The organism is Bacteroidetes bacterium SB0662_bin_6 (genome assembly GCA_009839485.1).
Classification (GTDB): domain Bacteria; phylum Bacteroidota; class Rhodothermia; order Rhodothermales; family VXPQ01; genus VXPQ01.
This window is the reverse complement of record VXPQ01000025.1, coordinates 88,231-112,622: the sequence shown is the minus strand read 5'-3', so window position 1 is coordinate 112,622 and position 24,392 is coordinate 88,231. Positions and strand designations below refer to the sequence as shown.

13 protein-coding genes and 1 riboswitch are annotated in these 24,392 nt (G+C 58.3%); of the genes, 2 read left to right on the top strand and 11 right to left on the bottom strand.

Translation table 11 applies throughout. The features are described 5' to 3' along the window. The 3 genes from F4Y00_04295 to F4Y00_04285 all read right to left on the bottom strand — a co-directional run. The coding region (locus F4Y00_04295; protein ID MYE04175.1) for a co-chaperone GroES at window positions 1-202 on the bottom strand (202 nt) is incomplete at its 3' end. A 265-nt stretch (window positions 203-467) separates the two neighbouring features. Beyond that, the gene (locus tag F4Y00_04290) at window positions 468-965 is read right to left on the bottom strand and encodes a hypothetical protein (protein ID MYE04174.1); all 498 of its coding nucleotides are present in this window, start codon (window positions 963-965) and stop codon (window positions 468-470) included. 321 nt (window positions 966-1,286) lie between these two features. Beyond that, a complete protein-coding gene (locus F4Y00_04285) occupies window positions 1,287-3,191 on the bottom strand; it encodes a TonB-dependent receptor (protein MYE04173.1) in 1,905 nt (634 codons plus the stop codon). A 123-nt stretch (window positions 3,192-3,314) separates the two neighbouring features. Further along, window positions 3,315-3,552, bottom strand: a riboswitch (cobalamin riboswitch). A gap of 434 nt (window positions 3,553-3,986) precedes the next feature. On the opposite strand from F4Y00_04285, the gene rnc reads away from it, so the two are divergent. Together rnc and gcvP are read left to right on the top strand one after the other, a co-directional pair. Then, window positions 3,987-4,658 carry a ribonuclease III gene (rnc, locus tag F4Y00_04280; protein ID MYE04172.1) on the top strand — a complete coding sequence of 224 codons (672 nt, stop codon included), beginning with the start codon at window positions 3,987-3,989 and terminating at the stop codon, window positions 4,656-4,658. A gap of 61 nt (window positions 4,659-4,719) precedes the next feature. After that, complete coding sequence (gcvP, locus tag F4Y00_04275; GenBank protein MYE04171.1) at window positions 4,720-7,605, top strand: aminomethyl-transferring glycine dehydrogenase; 2,886 nt, start codon at window positions 4,720-4,722, stop codon at window positions 7,603-7,605. A 26-nt stretch (window positions 7,606-7,631) separates the two neighbouring features. On the opposite strand, the gene F4Y00_04270 is transcribed toward gcvP, so the two are convergent. The 8 genes from F4Y00_04270 to F4Y00_04235 all read right to left on the bottom strand — a co-directional run bounded on the left by F4Y00_04270 (window position 7,632) and on the right by F4Y00_04235 (window position 24,381). Beyond that, window positions 7,632-8,507 carry a glycerophosphodiester phosphodiesterase gene (locus F4Y00_04270; GenBank protein ID MYE04170.1) on the bottom strand — a complete coding sequence of 292 codons (876 nt, stop codon included), beginning with the start codon at window positions 8,505-8,507 and terminating at the stop codon, window positions 7,632-7,634. Between the two features lie 18 nt (window positions 8,508-8,525). Next, window positions 8,526-10,163: a glycerol-3-phosphate dehydrogenase/oxidase gene (locus F4Y00_04265; GenBank protein ID MYE04169.1), complete on the bottom strand. Its 1,638-nt coding sequence runs from the start codon at window positions 10,161-10,163 to the stop codon at window positions 8,526-8,528. A 39-nt stretch (window positions 10,164-10,202) separates the two neighbouring features. Continuing rightward, entirely contained in the window at window positions 10,203-11,591 is a 1,389-nt protein-coding gene (locus F4Y00_04260; protein MYE04168.1) for a hypothetical protein, read from the bottom strand. A 3-nt stretch (window positions 11,592-11,594) separates the two neighbouring features. Further along, window positions 11,595-13,577: a T9SS type A sorting domain-containing protein gene (locus tag F4Y00_04255; protein MYE04167.1), complete on the bottom strand. Its 1,983-nt coding sequence runs from the start codon at window positions 13,575-13,577 to the stop codon at window positions 11,595-11,597. 97 nt (window positions 13,578-13,674) lie between these two features. Further along, window positions 13,675-16,650, bottom strand: a complete 2,976-nt coding sequence (locus F4Y00_04250; GenBank protein ID MYE04166.1) for a T9SS type A sorting domain-containing protein — start codon at window positions 16,648-16,650, stop codon at window positions 13,675-13,677. A gap of 266 nt (window positions 16,651-16,916) precedes the next feature. Then, on the bottom strand, window positions 16,917-18,032 hold the full coding sequence (locus F4Y00_04245; GenBank protein ID MYE04165.1) for a PorV/PorQ family protein: 1,116 nt from the start codon (window positions 18,030-18,032) through the stop codon (window positions 16,917-16,919). A gap of 5 nt (window positions 18,033-18,037) precedes the next feature. Further along, window positions 18,038-21,325, bottom strand: coding sequence for a hypothetical protein (locus F4Y00_04240; protein ID MYE04164.1), 3,288 nt, complete (start codon window positions 21,323-21,325; stop codon window positions 18,038-18,040). Between the two features lie 26 nt (window positions 21,326-21,351). After that, window positions 21,352-24,381: a TonB-dependent receptor gene (locus tag F4Y00_04235; protein ID MYE04163.1), complete on the bottom strand. Its 3,030-nt coding sequence runs from the start codon at window positions 24,379-24,381 to the stop codon at window positions 21,352-21,354. Window positions 24,382-24,392: the final 11 nt, after the last annotated feature.

Below are 24,392 nucleotides of genomic sequence, written 5' to 3'. Positions count from 1 at the left end.
CGTAGAGCACGGTGTCTCCCGCCTTTACGGTCATCTCGACATGCTTGCCGTTCTCTACCTGGCCGGGACCCACGAACAGGATGGTGCCGCGCTGCGGCTTCTCCTGCGCCGTGTCGGGAATGAACAAGCCGCTCGATGTCTTCTCCTCGGCAGCCTCCGGCTGCACGACCACTCGGTCGCCTATCGGGGTTATGCTGGTCATGGGTTCTTTTTTCCTCCTTCCGGCGGAAACCGGACGATTTGGGTTGCGAAAAAGGTTGTGTTACGAAAAAGGGAACGCCCCGGCCCTATCAAACGGCGTGCCAATTTCATATTCTGCCGTCCTGACACACTCCGGCCCGGAGAAATACGGCATTTCGGGGCGGGCCAGAGCCCTTATCCTGACGAAAGGGCAGGCCACCCGCAGATGCCCCGGTTTTCATGTCTTTGGGAATTATATCTTTAGCTTGACACCCTGAACTTGACATCTATTCTTCCGTAGTCGCTGATGCATCCGTATCGCTTTCTTTAATCGCCATTTCCATTTCGTTTGCGGCTTCTTCCAAACCTTCCGCTCCATCAAGCCACGAATCCGTAACAAGTGAATACAACTCCTCTCCCATGTCGGGGTCGGCTCCCTCACTGAGCAATTCCCGCAATTCTTCCACTTTATTTCGCCAGTCTTCTATCAATTTCTCCGCTTCCACAACTCTCTCGCTCAAATCCAGCGCGTCGTTCTGCCATTCCGTGAGTTTTTCCTGCAATGCTTCTTCTTCGTCCCAATACATCTTTGCTATGTTCCAGCCGCTTATGAAGCCGTCAAATTTTATCGGCTCCCCCATTGCCTCAGTAGCCTTTTCCAATGCTGTCAGGGCTTGTTGTTCTGGCGCCGGCGCTTCTTGCGCTATCGCTTTTTGTTGCGACACGCCTACGACAAAGGCCAAAACACAAAAAGCAATCGCTGTAAAAGATCGTTTCAATTCCATGTTGTTCTCTTCTCTTTTACTGGTTTGGCAAGTTGAAGATATAAGTTTCTATTTTTCTCTTCAAACGGGCTGTCGCATATCGACATATCCCCAATTATTCTCCGCATATCATGCGGAGAAAGTGTCTGTCCTACTCTGATTAAAGAGCAGAATTCCGGCAGGCAGACTGGTTTTCAGCCCTTTTCAAACGGGCCGTCGAATATAGACATACCCTTTCGATTATTCTCCGCAAATTATGCGTAGAATAAGACTTGTCTGTCTCCTGACGAAAGGGCAGGGGGCCCAGGCCGTGCATAAGTCCGTGGGCGCGAAGGCGGTGCCTCAGCGGGTTTGCAGCACGAGGCGAAGGCGCGCGTGACGCGGCGGCATGGGAAATCCTCCGACGATGGTGTACTGCTCGTCGAAAGCGTTCTCGACCATCGTCGAAAGCCGTCCGCTGAACGGTCCGGCATTCCAGACGAAGCCTACCTGTGCGCCGACAACGAACGCCGGGTCGAGGCTGTTCTCTTTGTCCCCCGGCGTCGTGAAACGGCGATCCATGAATCGACCGTGCAGGTCTACGCTGACCCGTCCGAACTTCGCCGACACATAGGGCTTCACGAGGTGCGCCGGTAAAAAAGGAAGCCGCTCGTTATAGGCGGGAGAAGACGAATCCGACCGGTCGACGGCGTGCATCCAGGTATGCAGCGCCCCCACGGTCAGTTCTTCGTTCACGCGTGCGGAGATCGACGTTTCGATGCCCAGCGCCCGGGTCTTTGCCAGGTTTTTGGGCGACCATACGAAGCCGTCCTCGTCGTCGGGCGTCCATATGATTCTGTTCGAATACCGCGCGGCGTACGCAGACACCTCGAATTGCACGGCCCGCCCGTCAACCTGCAGGCCCGCGTCCGCCGAGTACAATCGTTCGGGCTTCAGATCGGGATTGCCGACGCCCGCCCAGAACCGATCATTGAAGGTAGGCACCCGAAAACCGCCGCCGACATTCGCTTTTACGAAGAGCGGGAATCGGTCGACCGGCTGTACATTGATTCCGAGGCGCGGACTGAGCGCCGACAGGGTGCGGTCGCTTTCGCGATAGGTATCGAACCGAACCGCCGGGTAGATCCGCCAGCGCCCGTACGCGCCCGCCGCCGAAACGAAAGCGCCCGACCTGAATTCGGAGACCGACGATTCCAGAGAGGGGTTATCGGCGGCGCCGTATCCGGCGGTAGCCCCGACGGATACATCCAGATGGGTTCCTGCAGGCAACCGGTACGCGGCTTCCAGTCTACTCGTCGTGGTACGCCCGGTAACGTCCTGTCCCCATACAGGGTGAGGGTTCAGGTACCGGAGTTTCCCCCGATGCATAAATCCGCGCAGCACAAGGGCCCCGGAGCCCAGCGATACCGCATCTTCCAGCCACAGGCGCGAGTGCGTATCCCATTGCTGTTCTCCCTGAGGTCCGAACACGGACGAGCCCGGAAGATGTCGTTGCCAATCTATGTGGAAGAATGCGCCGCGAAGCGTATGCCGGCCTGTGCGGCCTTGCAGCGTGCCCATGACGGACCAGCCCTCCCGATCCGAGTTTTCGCGCCGCATCTCTTCTCCGGCCTCCGTTTGGTACGGGAAATCCCCCTTGCTGCGGCGGTATTCCCCGGAAACGAGGCCGGATACGCTGCCTTTGCCGAAAGCCCAGCCCGCTGATGTCAGCAGTTCTCCCCAGGCCCCGACTTCCGTAGCCACGCTCGCACGCCCGCCTCCGCCCCGGGCGCCTCGCAGGTACACGGCGCCGGACATCCCGTCCGCGCCATAGACGGAGGAGGAGGGGCCGTGCAGCACCTCCATGGAATCGAACAGATGGAGCGGAAGCAGGCTCAGATCGAACTGGCCGGCTTGCGCATCGGACAGACGCATGCCGTCGATCAATACCTGTGTGTGCCCCGCCGCTCCGCCCCGGTGGGAGACGGTAGCCAACCCCTGTCCGTATTGCCGGATGAAAAATCCGGAGCGGGCAGACAGTATATCAGCGACCGTACGGGAGCCGGTGGCCGCGATTTCCGCTTGCCCAAGCACCGTGATGCGCTGCGGGGCCCGCGACGCGGGCACCCCGATCCGCGAGGCGGACACCGTGATTTCTTTCAGGGCGAACACGGAATCCGCGATCTGGCCGAACGATGCGGCCGGGTATCCGGAAAAAACGAATAGAACAAGGAGGGCCCAGTGAAGGGCGCGAAGGCGAGCGATCATAAAACATCCCGAAGTTTTATGAGGATCGGGATGAGCTCGACCCGGAAGGTAAGGATCGCCCGGCGAAAACCCGGGCAGACGGGCAGGAAGACCACCACACGAACCTCTGATTCCCGAAGGTTTGCGGCAGATAAGCCTGCAGGCAGGTCTCCTGGCTTGCCGCGCCCTACGACTTCCGGCTCGGCGTCTTGCCTTCCCATTCGAAGGAACAGTGGCGCGACGCGTCGTGACCGGTATATCGGCGCGGCTTACAGTTGCGGGTACAGCTCCGGAATAGCGCCTGCGGCGCGCACCGGATTCCCTGTTATCCAACCCTTATCCGACGAATCGGGGGCATGGAACCTGACAAGCGTATACCAAAGAACATAGACAGCATAGCAAGACACCGTGTACCATCGCAAACGAAGAATCTGCGAAGAGGCAACGGAGAAGCCGAACATTCTCCGGGAAAGGGTTCGGTATGTCCTTGCCCCGGCGTATTTTGCAGGGTGTCCCCCTCTCAGCCTCCCGAAGGGCGCTTCACGCCCGCACTGCCCCGAATCCGCAAGGGTTTTCCCCTAATTTCAACGATGCAATTATAATATCTTTTACGCACGAACGTGAAGCGCTGATCGAAGCGGTTTTGATCAGAGTATCCTTAACATTTTCTGCGTCTTGACCTCCTCTCGAAAAGGTCTTTTTGCTTTTTTCCGGCGATTCCGGAGCGCATCGGAAGCGCACGGCGGGAAAGCGGCCGAAAAACCGGTAGCGGAAAGGCCGCGCGCGTCACGCGCCGACATAGAAAAACTGGTCGGGATGCCCGTCCGCACGATGGAACTGTACGAGCAGGCTCTGCGGCACCGTTCCTCTCTTTCCGACACCGTCGGCGAGGAGCATACGGCTTCCAACGAGCGGCTCGAGTTTCTGGGCGACGCCGTACTCGATTCCATAACGGCGGAACATCTTTATCATCATTTTCCGGACGGCGACGAGGGCTTTCTGACGCGCTTGCGGGCCCGGATCGTCAATGGCCAGGCTCTGGCGCAGTTTGCCTCCGAACTGGGGCTCGGAGATATGATTGTGATGAGTGACGCCGTGGGGCGGGACGGAGGCCGTGACAGCACGGCTATTCTCGCCGATACGCTTGAAGCCGTCATCGCGGCGGTGTATCTCGATTTGGGAGAACAAGCGGCCCGTACGTTCGTCCGGACCAGGATGTTTGCACGACTCGATCTGAACGATCTTGCGCAAGTTCGGGACAATTATAAAAGTCTGTTGTTGGAACATGTGCAGGCGCTCGGATGGCCCCAGCCCCACTACCACGTGGCGCGCGAAGAAGGCCCGCCGCACGAGAGGACATTTACGATCGACGTTGTCTTGCACGGCGAAGCGTATGGCCGCGGCCAGGCGCAGAGCAAGAAAAAGGCCGAACAGGAAGCCGCTGCACAAGCGCTCAACCGATTGCGTCGCGAATCACGGGACGAGTAGCGCTTATCCTGTTACGACAATAACAACGCTTAGACGCTCCGCATACCTGTTTCAACCCACCATGCCCACCGCGTTTTCCTCTACCGACCGCTTTGCAGAGCGACACAACGGGCCGACCGAAGAAGACATCCGAGGGATGCTCGAACACGTAGGGTGTTCCTCGCTGGATGAGCTGATCGCCTGCACCATCCCGGCGGATATCCGTCTGGATGGAATGCTTGATTTGCCCGAAGCCCTCAGCGAACGGGACCTTCTTGTGAAAGCGCATGTGCTGGCCGACAGGAATCGCTTCGGCCGGTCATACATAGGGATGGGGTACCACGATACGGTGACGCCTGCGGTGATCCGGCGCAACGTACTGGAAAATCCGAACTGGTACACGCAGTATACCCCCTACCAGGCCGAAATCTCGCAAGGCCGGCTGGAGGCGCTTCTGAATTTTCAGACCGCCGTGGCGGACCTGACCGGGCTGCCTATCGCCAACGCCTCGCTGCTTGACGAAGCGACCGCTGCCGCCGAGGCCATGACCATGCTGGCCCGGAGTTCGGCCCGGCGGGACCCTCGCATTTTTCTGGTGGATGCAGCCTGTCATTCCCAGACGATCCGGGTGGTGCAAACCCGGGCAAAACCGCTCGGCATCACGGTGATTGTCGGGGACTGGCGCGCCTTCACGTTCGGCGACGAGGTGTTCGGAGCGCTCGTGCAGTACCCGACCACCGACGGAGCCATTTGCGACTATTCGGACCTGTGCGCGCAGGCGCACCACGCGCAGGCGCATGTGGTTGTAGCCGCCGATCTGCTCAGTCTGACGCTTCTGACCCCGCCGGGCGACTTCGGAGCGGATGTTGCGGTGGGGACCACGCAGCGATTCGGGATGCCCATGGGCTACGGCGGTCCGCATGCCGCCTATCTGGCTGCCACCGAGTCGTTCAAGCGCAAGATACCCGGACGAATCATCGGCGTGTCAGTGGACGCGCACGGAAATTCCGCCCTGAGAATGGCGCTCCAGACCCGTGAGCAGCACATCCGGCGGGCCAAAGCGACCTCCAACATTTGCACGGCGCAGGTGCTTCCCGCCATCATGTCCGGCATGTACGCGGTCTACCATGGGCCGGACGGACTGCGCGCCATTGCCGAGCGGATACACGGTCTCGCCAGACTGCTCGCAAATGGCCTGGATCGTCTCGGACACGAGATCCGGCATGCACATTTCTTCGACACGCTGCGCATCGATCCGAGGAGGGGTAGCGCGGAAAACATTCTCCGGAACGCCGGGCGGCACAGCGTCAACCTGCGCCGCTACGACGACGATTCACTCGGTGTGGCCCTCGATGAAACCACCTGCCTCGAAGAGGTGGATACGCTTCTGCATATCTTTGCCGGCGATCGGAACGGCGTGTCGGTGGGGGCGCTTGCCCCGGAAACGCCGGCTGCGTATGCGGGCCCCTTGCAGCGCACCACGCCATTTCTCGAACATCCGGTGTTCCACCGGTATCGTTCCGAAACGGAGATGATGCGCTACCTGCAACGCCTTGCATCCAGAGACTTGTCCCTGACGACCAGCATGATTCCCCTGGGATCGTGCACGATGAAACTGAATGCCGCCGCCGAGTTGCTGCCGATTACCCTGCCGGGTTTCAGTGAGCTGCACCCCTATGTCCCGGCAGATCAGGCAGAGGGGTACACCGCGTTGATCGAAGAACTGGATGCCTGGCTCAGCGAGATTACCGGCTTCGCACGCACCTTTTTCCAGCCCAATTCGGGCGCCTCGGGGGAATATACGGGTCTCCTCGTCATCAAGGCCTGGCACGAATCCCGAGGGGAGGGGCGCCGCACCTTGTGCCTGATCCCCGAATCGGCCCACGGAACGAATCCCGCCAGCGCCGTGATGGCAGGCATGCAGGTGGTCGTGGTCAAAACGGACGAGGCGGGCAATGTGGATGTGGAGGCGCTGCGCCATGCCGCGGAAGCGCATTCGGACCGTCTTGCTGCGCTGATGATCACCTATCCGTCCACGCACGGGGTGTTCGAAGAAGACATCCGGGAGATTATCGACATCGTGCACGAGCACGGGGGACAGGTATATCTCGACGGAGCCAATATGAACGCCCAGGTGGGATTGTGCCGCCCCGGCGATTTCGGCGCGGATGTGTGCCACCTGAATCTGCACAAGACGTTCTGCATTCCGCACGGCGGCGGGGGGCCGGGGATGGGCCCGATCTGTGTAGCGGAGCATCTTGCGCCGTTTCTGCCCGGCTCGCCGCTCCCCGGAGAGGGGGATGAAGAGGCTGCCGTGGGACCTGTGGCGGCGGCTCCGTACGGCAGCGCGAATATTCTGGTCATATCATGGGCATATATCGCCATGATGGGGGCGGAAGGGCTGGCTCGGGCGACGAAACTGGCTATTCTGAACGCCAACTACATGATGGCGCGTCTCGAAAAGAGCTACCCGGTGCTGTACAAGGGAGCCTTTGGCCGGTGTGCGCACGAATTTCTGCTCGATCTGCGTCCTTTCAGCCGCAGCGCGGGTATTTCCGAGCGCGATGTGGCCAAGCGCCTGATGGACTACGGTTTCCATGCGCCGACCGTCTCGTTCCCCGTTCCGGGTACGCTTATGATCGAGCCGACGGAGAGCGAGACGAAAGAAGAACTGGATCGTTTTTGCGAAGCGCTCGAATGTATCCGGGAGGAGATCCGGCAAATCGAGGAGGGGGAGGCGGATCCCGAGCAGAATGTACTCAGGAATGCCCCGCATACGGCGCGGATGGTCACGTCCGATACCTGGGAGTATCCGTATAGTCGGGAAACGGCGGCTTTTCCGACGGAATGGACCCGTGCGCACAAGTTCTGGCCCTTCGTGGGGCGCGTCGACGATGCCCACGGGGATCGCAATCTGGTTTGCACATGTCCGCCCGTAGGGGAATACGCCGGAGAGGAAGCGACCTGACGGACGGGTGCGGGCCCGCTGCCGGACTATGGATCCGAAACCGTCCGGGCAAGGTCCGGATAGTCCGTTATAAGCCCGTCTACCCCAAGAGCCTTCAGCCGCTTCATGTCGGAGACCTCATTCACGGTCCACGGGACGATCCGCATGCCTCGGGCGTGCGCGTCACGTACGGTAGATTCATCTACCAGACGGAAATAAGGGGAATACACCTCGGGCGTGAAGCCAAGCCGGTCAAGGATTGACGCAAGGTCTGTTTCTGACGCCACAAGCAGCGCCAGCTTCCAGCGGGCGCGGGTCCTGTGCGCAGCCTGAAGCGAACGTATGTCGAAGGACTGGACAGTGACGCGGTCCATGATACCCGTGGCGGTCACTGCGTCATGCACGAGTTGCGCAAATACAGGAGGAGCCGGCGTAAAGACGCTGTCCCATTCCGGGCGTGACTTGATTTCAATGTTGTATTGCAGCGGTTCAATTCCGTGTTCTGCGGTGTGCTTCTCGACTGCATTGATCACGTCCACCAGCCTGGGCTTTACGGCGGGCTGCTTTTCCTGGCGCGGAAAGTCGGGATGCCCGCGACTGCCGCAGTCGTATTGCGCGACCGCCTCGTAGGAAAGGCGAAAGATGTTGTGGCTTCTGCCGTCCGTAATGGCGCGGCCCGTTGCGTCGCTGCAGATCGTCTCCGACATCCATGGCTCGTGGGAGACGACGACCGTAGAATCCCCTGAGACCACGACATCTATCTCGAGTGTGGTTACGCCAAGGTCTACCGCAAGCAAGAAGCCGGCGGTGGAATTTTCGGGCAGCAGGCCCCGGGCGCCCCGGTGTCCCTGGATGTCGAAGGGGGGCTGAACCTGACCGACGACGACCTGTATTGCCAGGATCAGAATGACGGAGATAGTCATGGGATGCACTCCATTTTGTTAGGGATACTCTGACAAGTTCCGTTTTGGGTCGGACGATGCCGTTCCGGTGGTGGAAACAGGAGACGGAGTCCCGTATGGCGCGGGCAGGCAGGCGGCTACCTGTTGCCGCATCGCCTGGACTTGTGCTGCCACCCAGGCTTCGTCGCGTCCCAATTCCTGCGCAAGGATGCGCGCCACCACCGGCGCGGACGCGAGGGCCGCATGGCGGTTCAGCAGCAGAGCGGGAATGCGGCGCACAAGCACGTCGCTGACCGTGCGAGCCATTTCATGCCGCGCTGCCCAATGGACTTCGCCGCGGCGATAGGGCAAATCGGGATGCAGCCGTTCCTGCCCATTCTCTACTTCCCTTATGACCGCCTCGACCTCCGCCTGGTCCGACCCGTACGCCTGCAGGGTTTCCCCGTCCTCGCGGGGCTCTTGCCATCCGTGCAGCCGCAGATTGGCGGTTACGCACGGTCGAGCGTCCAGCCCGCCTACCCGGACAGCCGCGTTAATGACATCCTCGGCCATCTTGCGATAGGTGGTCCATTTTCCTCCCGTGACGGTAATCAGGCCTGACTTCGAAATGCGGACGACATGATCGCGCGAGATGGAAGCGGTATCCGACGTGTTGCCTGCATTGACAAGGGGGCGCAATCCGGCAAAGGCGCTCAGTATATCGGACGGAGCGATACGGCGCTCGAAATAATGGGCCGCATGGTCTATCAGATATTCGATTTCGTCGGCGCGCGGCAGCGGTTCGAGCGCCGGCGCGCTGACGGGGGTATCGGTAGTGCCCAGCAGTACGCGCCCATGCCAGGGGAGGGCGAAGAGTACGCGGTCGTCTTTTGTCCTGGGGATCAGAAGCGCGTGCCGGGAGGGAAAAAAAGATCGATCGAGTACAAGGTGGATGCCCTGACTCGGGCGCACAAGATCGGAGCTGCCGGGCTTGTCCTGCTTCCTGACAGCGTCCACGAAGACGCCGCAGGCGTTCACGACGGCGTGTCCGTGCAGATGCAGCTCCTGGCCGGATTCAAGATCGCGGGCTACGACCCCATTTACCTTGTTTTGTGCTTTGAGCAGTCCGACGACACGGGCGTAATTGACCACTGCGGCCCCGTGGCGAGCGGCCGTGCGGGCCAGAGTCAGGGCCAGACGGGCGTCGTCGAACTGACCATCATGATAAACGACGCTGCCGCACAGTCCGCCGGCCTCTATGCCGGGGAGTTCCTCCAGCGTCCGCGCCCGCGAAAGCAGGTGCGACTTCCCGAAGGAGCGGTGGCCCGCCAGCAGGTCGTAGGTCTTCAGTCCCAGGCCGTAAAACGGGCGTTCCCACCGGGAATAGGCGGGGAGCATGAACTTCAGATTGCGCACCAGATGCGGCGCATTGTCGCGGAGCCGGCTGCGCTCGCGCAATGCTTCACGGACAAGCGCTACGTTGCCCTGCCTCAGGTATCGGACGCCGCCATGGATCAGTTTTGTGCTGCGACTTGACGTGCCTTCGGCGAAATCGGCCTGTTCGAGCAAAACCGTCCGGTATCCGCGGGACGCAGCATCCACGGCGGCGCCCAGGCCGGTAGCTCCACCCCCGATAATGATCACATCCCATGGACGGTCTTCATCCCGGATATGATCGAGAAAGACCTCGCGTTTCATAGGCGCCATGAGCGGTTACAGGAGGGATAATGTGCGAGGCTACCACACCGGATCGGCAACGGGGAAGGCGGGGCGCAGCGTATGGCCTTTAAGCACAGTTAACCCCGCGTTGTTCGGCGTCGAAAGGGTTAGTGTGTCCAGTACCGCATGGTGGACGACCACAGGGTAGTGCTCACGCAACCGCCGGAGGGTTTCGCCCACTGTTTCCTCGCTATCGGCGAGTTCTTCGCGCAGCACACGATAAACCCACTTGTCTGTCCATAGGGCAAGTTCGTGGCGTAGCGCCGGGTCCTCGTCCATATTCTCTTCCAGTGCACGCTGGACAAAATAGTGGTCGCGAAGAGTAAGACCGATTGCGTCGTACAAGTCATTCTCGAAGACCTCCCGGCGCTCATGGCGCAGGGGATATCGCGCGGCCGGAAAGGCCGCGAGAAAGTCCCGGACGGTCCAGTCGCCGTCGGAAGTCGTGATGAGCACATCATCAGGAATCACGCGAAGGTTGTCGGTATCGGAGGCTTCACGCGCCAGGAATTCAGTCAGAAGATTACCCTGAGGTGGCCCCTCCTGGTACCAGTGCCATAGTTCTTCGCGCAGCAGCCTGTAGGATGCAGGCTTCAGGCGTACGTCAAGCGGCTTCATCATGGAACCGATAAAGGTTCGCGCCAGGACACTGGCCTTCTGGTGAAAGACTACCTGCTCGAACGTGGCGCGTGCGGTGGCGGACGGCGACACAGGTTCACGGCGCACATCGACGAGCTGCAGCAAGAGGTATTGGCCATGGTAGGGCACCGGCGCCGAAATCTCGCCTATCGGAAGATCGATGATCGCCGCCATCAGGTCCGGGTGCAGATCGTGGCTCGTGACATAGGGGCTCTCGAAGTCTGACGGATGCAGGTTCTGCTCATCATTGCTGGACACGAATTCCCGGATTAGCGCCGGTAATCCCACCCGTAATGCCTCATCGCGCAAACGATGCCCCTCCGCGGAGGACCGGGCCGGCAGATACCGCAGTTGAAAAGAAGTCCGATCCTGCTGCATGGCCAGGGTGATATCCTCGGGCGTAACGCTAACCTGATCGTTGACGTAGCGTTGGAATACCTGTTCGACGAGCAATTCCTCGCGCAGGTCCTCAATATTCCGCCTGACCTCTGCGTGATCCAGGAGCCCTCGCCGAATCCCCTCAAGAGCCAGGAGTTTCTCGTCAATTATGCGGCTCAGATATGCCAGCCTTGTGTTGTCTCCCCGATGCAGATGAGGAAACCCCAGTTCGTAGTTCAGGACAAAATCCCTGGCATAGATCGGCTCGCCATCTACCGTCGCGACAATGGCTCCTTCGGCCGATGATTCGGTAGACCCCGGGGCCGCGGGACCACAGCCCGAAGTCGACAGGAGCACACAGAGCAGGACAAAAAGCGCCAATCCACGCATCGTTTATTGTAGCAGAGTAACAGGTTGATAGACCCTGTACCCTTCCGCGTCCAGAACCAGCATATAGGTCCCGGAGGCCAGGTGGTCAATCATCCATGTCACATGGTGGGCGCCTGGCCTTTGCGGCGGATAGACGACCGCTTTTACCTCTCGACCAAGGAGGTCGAACACCTCCAGATGCACGGTGGACGGTTGGTCCAGGACATAATTGATATGGAGCTGATCAGCCGCCGGGTTTGGAAACACTTCCAGATGCAGGTCTGGCAACGGAACCTGGTCGGGCTTTGTGTCGCCGGCATGCAGCAGGATTTCCGACAGGGCAACACCGTATACAAAGGGGTAGAACGTGGACCACCCGACTGTACGCTGGTAATAGTCTGTACCCGACTCGGAATTCGTCCACAGGGTTCCGTCTGGCGAGAACGCAAGATCTTCGATGCCATGGGGGAACGTGATGCTGGCCTCCCAGACAGGAAGGGTACCAGGACGGAGGTCGGAACGCTTAAAGCGCAGCACTTCCGCCTCCCGGCTATTTCGGTTACGGGCCATGAAAACGTAGACCGTGTTGTTTACGGCATGGAAGTCCACCCCCTGTATCCTGCGCGGGATGGGATAGATGACGGGGCTCGCACTCTGTACGATCAGACCTGCTTCGTCCAGTGGATAGCCATACAGATAGGGCTGCTGCTGTCCGCCGGTCCGGTAATCGCCCACCCAAAGCGTGTCCTGGAAGGACGACACAAAAGAAGCCTTGCTTCGAACATTTCGTGTTCCGTGCGAATCCGCCAACAGATCTATATACCGATCGCCGGCCTCTTCGTATGGTGGAAGAATATAGCGTTCCACCGTTCCTTCCGAGGCGACATAAATGGCCTCGCCGACGACGGAGACCCCTCCAACGTGCGCCGTTCTCAGTCGGCCGTTCAGGCGAAATGTACGGCGCACGTGCCCCGTGGCGACATCAATCTCGACAACGATGGAACGCCTGGTCTCCAGCCGGTTGTCACGGGTCCTGTGGTAATAGGATACATAGACCAGTCTGGCCTGCCCGGCTTCGTCGCTCACTACGGCTGTGCCCTGCGGGATGAAGGCATCGTTCACATGCGGCAGGAAAAAGCGGCGGGTAACCGGCGTGGTATACGTGTTTATACGCTGGTCCATGGGGAGATTAAAGCTTCCCGGTTCATAGTCATGGAAAGCAGGCATGCCAAAGTAGGCGCTTCCATCGAAGGGCGGAGACGTGCCGAGATAGGACGGATGGGCCACATAGTCGCGCACTACAGCAGCGAAAACCAGCCCCGTAATGGCGCCCTTCAAATTCAGGTCATCCTCTGTGCCCGTGGCCTCTGTCCCCACGAAAAATGGCTGCGGTATGACGTAGGGCGATGCAATCGTTGCCGCCTTCGACTCCTCTGCGTCCAGTTTGCCATCGCGATATATCCTGAGAATCAGCGTATTCGAAAACGTGTACTCTGCGGTCGCTGCAATCCACACGTCCTGACCAACCACCACCTCTTCCGAACCCGCAATGCGGTAGGCTACTCCCCCGATGACCACCGTGAAATAGGGTATGCCTGTTTCCAGGCCGAGGGTAAATCCGTCGAGTGATCCGATGCGATTGCTGAGCAATGTGTGGTGATCACCGCGTTCCAGCAACCGCAGCCACACCTCGGCTGTCATTCGCGGACCGGCCGGCTGGTTCACATTTGTGCCGGCACTGCCTCGCATCGTGGATGATGTCCCCTCGAATTCGGCAGCCCAAACGGGATTGTAGCCCCAGCTATCCGGCCAGCGCGCCTGGCGTTCCCGCGGGTCAAGAAACGGTCCTGCCTCTACGTGCCGTGTTTCAACTACTGAGGATAATTCCGGCGATCCGGGCAGATAGCGAAAAATCACACCAGCCGCATCAACCTGTCCTGCAGAGAGCATAAGCACAGCCGCCGCCAGGTAGAGGCGGAGCCTGTTGCATCCGGGAATCATGCTCATTCTTGCATGTGAAGAGTATCACATCAGGAAGCCGTCCGCTGATCGTCCTGCGCAGACGACCGGCGGGCAGCAAGGAGCTGCCCGCCGATCTGAAGGACTACTTCAGCAAGACCATCTTCCGTACCAGATGCGTGTTGTCGGCATGCAGCACATAGAAGTAGATACCACTGGCGAGGCGATCGGCCTGGAAGTTGATCGTGTAGGTCCCGGCAGCCAGCGCCTGGTCGGTCAGCACCTGGACACGCTGTCCCAGCACATTGTATACTTCGACCCTTACATTGGTCATGTGCGGAATGGTGTACGTAATCGATGTGTTGGGATTGAACGGGTTCGGATAGTTCTGTTCGAGGGAGAATTCTTTTGGCAGTTCGTCTTCGGTAACTCCGGTCACCAGCGTGGAAGCGTCGATCCACATCGGCATAGTAGCCGCGTCAAAATTCCCGTCTCCATCAAAACCGCCGAGGTGCCCCGTGAATCCGTTCCCGGTGGCATCCTCCGTGGTTTCTCCCTGTCCCTCATCGAGGTGCCAGAGCGCCAGCGTCATTGCGTCAGGCTCGAACGGTTCCGTCTGCAAGTCGAAAGCATCGACGCCGGCATACCGATCGACCAGTGAGACACGTACCTCATCGATCATGCCGCGGAAGCCTTCATACCTGTCGTTCCACAGGTCTGAGGCGCCGTTGCCTATCGCTGCCTGCATCGAGCCCCCCAGCAATGGAACCTCCGACTCGATTTCGGCAACTTTTGCGCCGTCAATATACATCCGCATCTTGTCCGCAACATTCCACGTTACCGCCACATGATACCAGCGCGGGAAGAATTGTGTGCGGATGTCGTCGTTCTGGTTGAGATTGGTGGTATTGGTGCCGTCCTGCATGAAGAACAGGAGACGCCCCTCGCTACGCCGCCAGCCCACACCCAGGTCACCGGGATTGTTGCCTCCGAGATTTTTGCCAAACAGGTACGTCCAGTCGGGGTCATGGGTGTCATTCGTCAGGATCGAGTCGGGCCTGAACCAGAGTTCGATGGTACCCTCGTCCATCCGGATCGGGAAGAGCTGGGGAGCGTCGCGGATTTCAACGCGGTCACGCTCCCACCAGTTGAACGCCATCACGTAGCCCGTACCCCAGGGGTGGGGAACATCCTTGAATTCGTCAAGCCCGCCGACGCCGGCAATAGTTGCTGCCGGAGACCAGGGCCCGCCGCCGGTGGTCGAATGCTGAACAAAGGGATCCATGGCCAGGAAATTGCCGTCGGGCTCGCGCGTAATGGAATTATCCATGTTTGCCTCAGCAGCCGTATTCAGGGTAAACTCCCAGTCCACGTTACTTCCGCCGCTCATGATCGTCGGTGCGGTTCCACCGCTTGCACTGCCGAAAGCGACGTAGGCATCGTACGAGCCGTCAGCACTTACCAGTACGGCGTGGTCTCCCGCTTCATCCAGGCCATCGCCAAGACTGCCGCTGGCTGCAAAGACCCGCGACTGCAGCGGATCTGCATTGTACCCCTGCACAGCGGACACATCACCTCCCCCAAAGACGGCGACCAGCTTTAGCGGAGGGAGCATAAAGCCGTCCGGGAACGTGAACGTAAGGCCCCCGGGATCTCCGACGCTCCAGCCGGAGAGGTCAACGGACATCTCTTCACTGGTGTTGATGAGTTCGATGAATTCGTCTTGCATGCCGTCGACCGTGCCGTCGCCGTTGGCGTCGCCTGCCGCATCGGCAAGGATTTCGTTGATGACGATCGTAACGGGCGGCTGTGGCGGCGGTACTTGCATGCGGCCGTCTATAGTAAGGGCCGGCGAAAATGCATTGGTGCTCACTGCCAGATGCTGCACGAATGGATCCGGCACATTAACGTTGCCGTCCGGAAAGCGGGTCACCGAATTGTCCGCATTAGCGGGCGCAGCAACATCCTGCTCGATCTCGAATTCCGTACCTGCCGGGTACGTCTCCGGGGCGGGGCCCCCCGTGTTGGCTTTGCTTCCGTAGGCAAACCATGTATCATACGTCCCATCATCAGACAGGAGTATGATGATGTCACCGCCGTTGGCGAAGCCGTTCCCCACGGTGCTGTCAGCCTGAAATACACGCGTCATCATCGGATCCGCATTGTAACCCGGGACATTACTTACATCTCCTCCACCAAAGACAGCGATGATGCCGCGCGGCTCCACCATATATCCATCCGGAAAAACAAAGGCAATACCTTCGTCGTCCCCCAGCATCCACCCTCCGATATCAACTGCGGTATCGCCTACGTTCGCCAATTCGATGAATTCATCCTGTGACGAACTACGCGTGCCGTCTCCGTTGGCGTCACCGGCGTCTCCTCCTGGCGGATCGGCTAAAACTTCGTTGATGACGATGGAAAGCGGCGGCCGGACCTTGGGGACCATGTCACCGCCGGTGATGGTCAGCCCGGGCGAAAAGAGGGCTGAGCTTACCGAACTATGCTGTACGAATGGATCGGGATTCGAGATGTCGCCATCAGGATTTCTTGTAAGAGAGACATCCTCATTGGCCGCCGCATTTACATTCACTTCGAACTCGAACGTGATATTTGCGACCGCATCCTTGGTTGGCGGGCCCTGACCGTTCGCCGAATTGTAGGCAACGTACATATCCTCATTGCCGTCGGGCGACTGGATGACGATGTAGTCACCGCCGTTGGCGAAGCCGTTGCCCACGGTGCTGTCGGCCTGGAATGCACGCGTCATAAGAGGATCCGCATCGTAACCCGGGACATTCGAGACATCGCCGCCGCCGAAAATGACGAGCAGCGCCCTGGGAGGCATCATGTAGCCGTCCGGGAACGTGAAGTTTATTCCCTCATCGTCACCGACCATCCAGCCGGTCAAATCGAGCGTATCCGCACTGATATTGGCAAGCTCGACGAACTCGTCCTGCGAACCGGAACGCGTGCCGTCTCCGTTGGCGTCACCGGGAGCGTCAGCCGCCGGATCGGCGAGAAACTCATTCACAATAAGGCGTGGCGCCTGCTGTGCTACGGCTTGGCTGGCACATAAAAACATGCAGATGCAGGCGAGAAAGGGGAGGAATGTTTTCATGGCGCAATCGGTTTAGCCAAGGTGTAGTGTGAAAATTTGGGTAAGACTTTATACGTATATCGTAAACTAAAGAAACGAAAGATACCAGTCTCGATGTCAAAAAGACCGCAATTTGCATTAAGAGTGCGGTATTTGGGGGTGTTACAAAATGCTGACATTCAGTTTTCAGTTACGAAGAATTTGATTCTGTTGGGGCGGGTCGCGAAGTACCATGGATCCATCCCTGTTGCCAGGGCCCCAAAGCAGGTAACGGCAGTTCTGACAGGTCAACGGATCAGGGTGACGGTGAAGCGGTGGGTCGCGTTCAGAATACCCCATGTCGCATACGCATAGTCGATTACCACACCGACTTGACCGAACACGCGCCGCTGAAGTCCCATGCCGAGGGTGTACCCGCCGGTACGATCCGCCTCAAAATAAGACGCCACCCCTGCCCGAAAGGAAATCGTATCAATGAACGTGTATTCGAGCCCCGCATTGACGGCCTCGCTGTTATCCGAGGGATGCAGCAGATCGGCTGTAAGAACCATGCGGTGCATGGGAGCCTCCAACCGGTACGCGATTCCAAACCTGAACAAGAGTGGCAAAGAGAACGCATCCGTCTGCAGATTAACATTGAGCTTATCGTTGCTGAAGTTGATCGGATCGTCGTCGAAAGGCCTGCGCAGGTCTCGCCCCTTCAGTTGCATATCGCCACCGAAATTGGCAAGACTCGCAGCCAGACTCAGGCCCGGAAGGTTGGTGTCATACATCATCCCGAGGTCGAAAGCGTATGTGCTGGCTTTCTCGTGCCAAAGGGTCTGCTGAATAATCTTACCTGAGACGCCCGCCATAAATCGAGGAGTGAGCCGTGCGGCGTAGGTTAGCGTAAGAGCCAGATCGGACACGCTGTAGAACTCTCCCGTGCCTTCCGGCTGCAAGATGGTTCGTACGGGCGCCTGATCCACAATATCGAAGCTCATCACACTTAGCCCCAGAGCGCCGATCCGCGGAAGGGCCAGGACCGCCGCGACATAGTCAAGCCGGGTGTTGGCAAGCCATTCGGTATGGTCGAAGGAGACCAGGACCGTGCCGTCCAAGGCAACGGCGGCGGCGGGATTCCAGAACATGGACGATGCGTCATGAGGCAGGGCGACGCCGGCATTCCCCATAGCCTGGGCGCGACCTCCGACACCGATTTCAAGAAACGCAGCGGCACTCGTACCGGCGTTGGTAACGTCTTCAACAAAATTCACCGGCCGATCTACCTCCTGCCCCCATGCGACGATGGGAAGCAACGATGCCGTGACTGCGATGCACACGGCATACCGGGCTGCGCGTGCGCCAGTCCTCACCCATCGCAGGGCATCGGTTACGTTACAAGGGGATGGTACGTGACACATGGCCCTTACTTGATGAGGGTGAATTTCCCGATCCTGTTGCCTACGCCAGGCGCTTCAACATGGAAGATGTAGACGCCGAAGGCGACCGTGAGGCCGTCCTTTGATACAAGGTCCCAACTTTCCGTACCATCTTCCGCGGGCGCATCATGATTGATTGTCTGGACGAGTTTGCCCGCCATGTTGAAGATGCGGATTGTGCACTTCGGCGGCAGGTTAACGAAATCGATGCGCCGCTCGCCGCGGCCGGTCTGGTTGAAGAGGGGACGCTCCCAGGAAGCGCTTGCCACATACGGATCCGGCACGACATAAATATTGTCGAGATTGTCCCGCGCCAGCGTTTCATCAAAGGCGGAAGCCTGTGTGGTGAAGGTAATCCGGTCGAGTGATGAAAAGGGCTTGGAGACTTGCAGTGTATACACATCGCCCGGTTCCGGCATTATAGCGTCCTCTCCCTGTGGTGCCAGAAAACCAAGGCGCCACCCCAGGTTGAAGCGCAAGCCATCGACATCGAATACAATGGTTACGATGTCTCCGGCGCCCAGCAGGCCATCCGCATCCCCTGTTTCTTCGAACAGGAATTCGAAGGAGCGATCCGTGGTCGCGCTCCTGATTTCAAAGTTGACCGGGATACCCTGCTGGAAACCGAATTGCACGAAACTGGTGTCCACACCCGGTTCGGCTATACGTATTTCGATGTCCTCGGGCAGTGCGACGCTGCGCCCGGACTCGACCAGATCGATGTCAGCCTGTAGATTGCTGTTTCCTTGCGTCCAGCCGTACACGGTGGGTGCTGCAGCCTCCGGCGTAAATATCTTGAAGCGCATACCTTCCCGTATACGGGTTACCAGATCGAGACTGTCGAATCGAGTTGCCTCGTACACGATGCGTCCCGACAGCAATTCCTCGATACGCACTCCCTTCGTGAGCAAGGAACGGGTTGTGTCCGTGAAGGTGATTGCGTACTGCGCACCGTTCCGGATACTGTCGGGCACGACCACTTCGATGTCCACGCGGCCCGTGCCTGGCCCTTCGTGTTCGACATTACCCTGGATATCCCCCGCAATGAAACCCGCGCTCGGTGCATTGGGAACGACGACTGCCGTATTCCTGTCAAGAAACGTGACGTTGCCAACCAGGTCGGTCTGTATGATTTTTGCGCTCTCACTCGGAGCGATAGGAGTGAGTTTGTCTTTGTCGCTGAGGCCGCGGGCAAAAAAATCGACATCGTAACCGCCATCATACGAAACGACGGCGTAATAATAGGTCCGGCCGTTGTCAAGTCCTTCATCGACAAAGAAGTACCGCAGACCCGTGTCCTTGCCTACATTGTAGACTGCGCCGGACTCGCCGATCTGAATGGGGTGGGGACCCCTGAGGCCGTTTTTCAGATCAAACTGCATTATCGGCTTCCAGAGGGTCGGGTTGCCGAACGCGTCGCTGATCGTCTTGATCGAATTGAAAGAGGGGTCGGTAGACCGGTAGATCAGGTACCCTTCAAAGTCGCGTCCGTAGATCGGATCACGAGAGAATTCCGCCCGATTATCCCACATCAACGTTACCTTGCGATCCCCCGGCACCGCCGTCAGCGTAGGCTTGTTGGGCGGTTTCGCAAAAGAATAATCCGCGTCGTAGATGCGCTGCATCGTGCGCTTGTTGCGCAGGATATCATCTAAATCCCGGCCGAACAGGTTGGCGATGGCAAACTTCCGGGTTTCTTCCCGGGGTAATTCGAAGTACCCCGAGCCGTAGATAAAAGCCAGGTTGCTCGGCATCGAACCGCCAAATCGTCCCGGCTCCATTTCTCGCCATGTCCGGGCATCGTCACTTACGTTCCCGGCAGGGCGAAGCACAAAGCTGGTAAGACCAATCTGGTCCGATTCGTCGTTGTCCGTTTTTCCGAAGTTGGGCTCGCCCGCATCAGGCATTCCGTTGCCTTCGGTGCCGTCGCTATCGGGCCCCGGATAATCTTCGGCTTCGGGGCCGAGTCCATCCGACCCCGTGTCGTCCAGGATCGGCTCATCGGGATCCTGTATGCCATTCCCGTTGGCGTCCAGAAAGGCAACCCAATCCATGTCTTCATCCCCCGTCCACCAGACTCCTCTCTCGTAGGCCGGACGCAGCGCCACGTCGCCGAAGAAATTCTCAAAGGCCACCCGGTCATACCGGGAATCGATATACGCGTCGATCTGGTCCTGGCCAAGCAGCAGGGTTCCCCGTGGATTATCCTGCCGTTCGTCGATGACGCCGTCCTGGTCGCTGTCGATCTCGTCCAGAGGATCTCCGGGACTTTCCAGGAAGGCAAAGCCGAAGTAGCCCACGCCGGGGCGCCCGCGATTATCAATTCCGTCCCGGTCCCACATATAGACGATATCGTCAACCTGTTCGAAATCGGCAAAATCGTCGACAGAGTCGCCTTGCCCGCCTACAGCAGGGTCCACATACATGCCGAAGACGACACGCAGGAGCGGCTTGTGGCTGACGTTCTTGATATCATAGCGGACGATAAGTATATCTTCAGCCTGCACGGAGACCCATTGATAACCGCGAACCTTGACTTCAAGACCAAGGCCCCGCAGACCGACAGGATAGGCGGAAGAGTCCTGGGCGCTACCAGTGAAGGGATAGTAAGGAAACTCATCATTATTGCGGTCATCCATCACATAGTAGCTCTCCTGATCACCGCGGACAAACGATCCGAATTCCCCGTTCCACCGCCCGTCGCGGGAGCCTGGCAAGCCCGGATGGTCATGGGGCCAGTTCGCAGGCCAGGTCTCTTTCAGGTGGCTCATGGCAGGGTAGTTAAGCCTGTTGGCCCCTCCGGAGTGAAAATAGCCTGCAAGCGGCTCCCAGCCATAGGTATGTGATCCATCGGGACTGATGTCGAACGATCCGGGATTGGTGTAATTCTCCGAAACGACTTTAATCAGGTTGCTGTTGGCATCCAGCACTTCAGCCCCGGCCATCATAATGAATTCAAACCCGTACCAGGTTCCGGAACCTTTGGGCCATTCCATCTTGGGGGGCTCATAGCGCGATCCAAGATTGCCGAAATTCGAATAGCGGGTAAAGACCAGGTTGCCGTCATGGATGCCTGTCCGCCGCTGGTCCCTTCCTGCCTCGGGCCGCGTTTGGGCATGCCCGGGCCCAATGCCGACAAAGGACAGTAGCAGCCCGATCGGCAACATCCGCCCGAAAAGGGCTATCGCCAGACGCCGACCCGGCATTGTGACCACCTCGCCAGCGAATCCCACGGGGTGCAATTGCAGCCCGGCGAAAGCTGCGACGGTATGCATGATCCGATTCAGAGTCGCTCGCATGGTCAAAAATTGAGTTCAATACCCGCGATAACACGACGCGGCTCGGCATAGAAATCCGGCCGGAGGTCAATCTCGTGAAGGGAAAAATTGGGGTTTTGCAGTAATATCTCGGTTTCTCCAATGGTGCGATAGGGGTGTGCCGCGTTACCGGTGCTCGTATACACCCGGTCGGTATTTAGCTTGTCAAGGATGTTGTAGGCCTTTACAAAAAACTTTACTTGCACCCCGCCCCACTGGAGGCGCTTATTGAAGTTCAGGTCAAGGCTTACCTGCGAGGGCTTGCGCTCACTGTTTTCGAATTGCTCGGCAAGCGCACTGCCCGGATCCGTTGGCGTGTAGGGCTGGCCTGTATGATAGCGGCCAATCAGGCTGAGAGTCCAGTTATCGGGATTGCCTATGATCAGCGTGCCGTTGATGGTGTGGCGCTGGTCCCAGTCAAGGGGGAGAACTTGCTTCTCGCTTTCCCGCGGCGGGTTTGTCTGGTGATCGAAGAATACCGCGTTTGGGTCGGAGGCGTTGCCGCGCGCTATCTGGTAGCTGTAATCTACCGTAGCCCCAAGGTTGTCCTGGTATTGTCTGATGAGTGACAGTACCATACCGCGCGTGTTGCCATAGTCCCTGTTGATGTAGCGTGCATAGATTTTCTTATCTCGTGTAGTGATGATCTCCTGGCCTAATAAATTCTTGATGTCTTTATAGTAGACGGTAAGCTCGAACTTCCATGCAGGCGCAATGGCCTGCTGTAGCCCTAACTCATAGGCTATCGTTTTTTCCGGCTTGAGGTTGGCATTTCCCATCAGCGTTTCCAGGTCGCCCAGTTTCACCTCGAACTCCGAGTTGGTGAATATGAATGAAAATCGTGGAATCTGGAAGAAATGGCCGTACGATACGTGCAGGACCCCTGACCTGGAAATCGGAAATGCAAGTCCGATACGGGGGCTGAGCTGGTAGCTCACTTCCGATGCGCCAAAATCCGTGGCCAGACGTATGCCGTCTTCCGGGTTTGTGATTGCCTCCGGCTCGACCGGGATGCGGCCATTCGGATTCCAATGGTCGAACCGGAGGCCCGCATTCAGGATGATCTCGTCGATTTCAATCTTGTCCTGCAAATAGGCCGAAAGTTCGCGTGGCGCCTGGGTGTAGGCATCATTGCCCGCAGTGTTGGAGGACGGGATGCGGAGGTCCGGCTCATCATAAACCGGGCCATCCGAAATAGTCACCAGATCTCGGGTATTTATCTTGTGACGTCGGTATTCAATCCCAAACTCTATCAGGTTGAATCGGTCGATCTGGCTCGAAAAGTCTGCCTTGGCAAGATAGAGGTCTTGCGTAGTCTCGGCGTTTCCGTTACTGGTTCCTCCAAAAAGGAAACCGTTGGCTCCGTACGCGAGACCCTGATAGCGCAGATCCAATGGATCCTCAAAGAGGAAGCTTGTCCGTTTATCGCGCTGGAACGACAGGGCCATCCGGTAAAACATGGACGTGGTCAGGGTGTGGGTCAACGACAGGATATGGTTCTGTCCCCATTCGGTGACCTTTGGTTGTCCATCCGGTGCAAATCGCCTGCTATCCTGGTAGTACTTGCGTTGCTGGTTGCTGAGAAACAGGGCATAGCCCACCTTCAGCGCCTGAACCGGGCGAGCAGACAGAGAAGTGTGAAACGCGTACTTCTTTCGTGGATTCATGGGCACATATGCGCCGTCACCCGTCTGCAGTGAATCCGGTACGCGAATGCCTACCAGCGTCTCCTGGTCAGTTGATGTCTGTCGCGCCTGGTGGATGAAGTCCTGAATAGGGACAGTATCCTCGATACGCATGCGGCGCTCACCATAGAGCCATCCATCAGAATTAAGCAGGCGCCCGTTGACGAAAAATGAGCCGGCGGGTAGAAACGGGATCGGGCCGCCGAAAGTAAATTCGCCATTCAATTCGGTCAGTCCGGGAGTTGCAACCTTTGGAAATACGTCGTTCTTCGAGGTAAGGTAGCTGCCTACATGGAATGAACTGCTCCCCTCGAAAGTCGACCGCCCTTCTTTCGAGACGATGTTGATGATGCCGGACTGGGCCTGGCCGTATTCGGCGTTGAAGGTACCACTGATAACCTGCAATTCCTGGACCCAACTGTTTTCGATCTCTATCTTACTGCCACCGCTAAACTGGTCGGTTACCGGGATGCCGTCAATCATGTAGGCTACCTCACCGTGGCGCCCTCCGCGAAGATGAAGGCGCCCCGACGCATCATAAACAACACCGGGCTGAAGCTGGAGCAGGTCCTGTAATTCCTGGACCGGAAGGTTTGCAATGGACTCTGCGGAAACGTAGGAGGCCGAAGTCGTACGATCCATCTCTATGAGTGGACGTTGTGCAACGATCACAATTTCTTCTCCTTCAATGACCGTTTCCTGTAATTCCAGGTTTACACGGGTAGTCCGGTCGGCGGAGACTTCAACATTTTCCACTCGAAATGTGGCGTAACCAATCATGGACACCACCAGTGTGTATGTCCCCGGTTTGACGTTGATTATCGTATAGTATCCGTCATTGCCGGCGGCAGCGCCAAGCGTTGTGCCTTCGATTATAATGGTGGCGCCGGGCACAGGAGTGCCCGTATTTGCGTCCACGATGCGGCCTGCAATCTTGCCGGTCGTACCGAACACAAGATCCTCTGACACAGGCATTGCCTGGGCTGGCAGCAAAGTCAATACCAACAGAAGCCCTGCTGCCGACCATGTCGTGGGCGTTGTAAACGGCCGAATCAGCTTAGCCATGGTACATCGAAGATTGTCCGGGACAATAGATGCAGGCTCCTGGCCGTAATTCCGCGATGTGCTACCTGAACTCTTCCGCCCACGGCCGCCACCGTAAATAACGCCTTGTGGTAACCAAACACAACACTTGATAAGCGGAAGTTCGACAACCTTGAGAATGTTCTTTATAGATGGCAAGTATCCGGCGTCTTGCCGATAGCCTGTGCGCGAAGTATTTTTATTCGGGGTCGTCGCGCGAATTTCTGTTGGCGTCACGCGGCTCATTCATCAGCGCA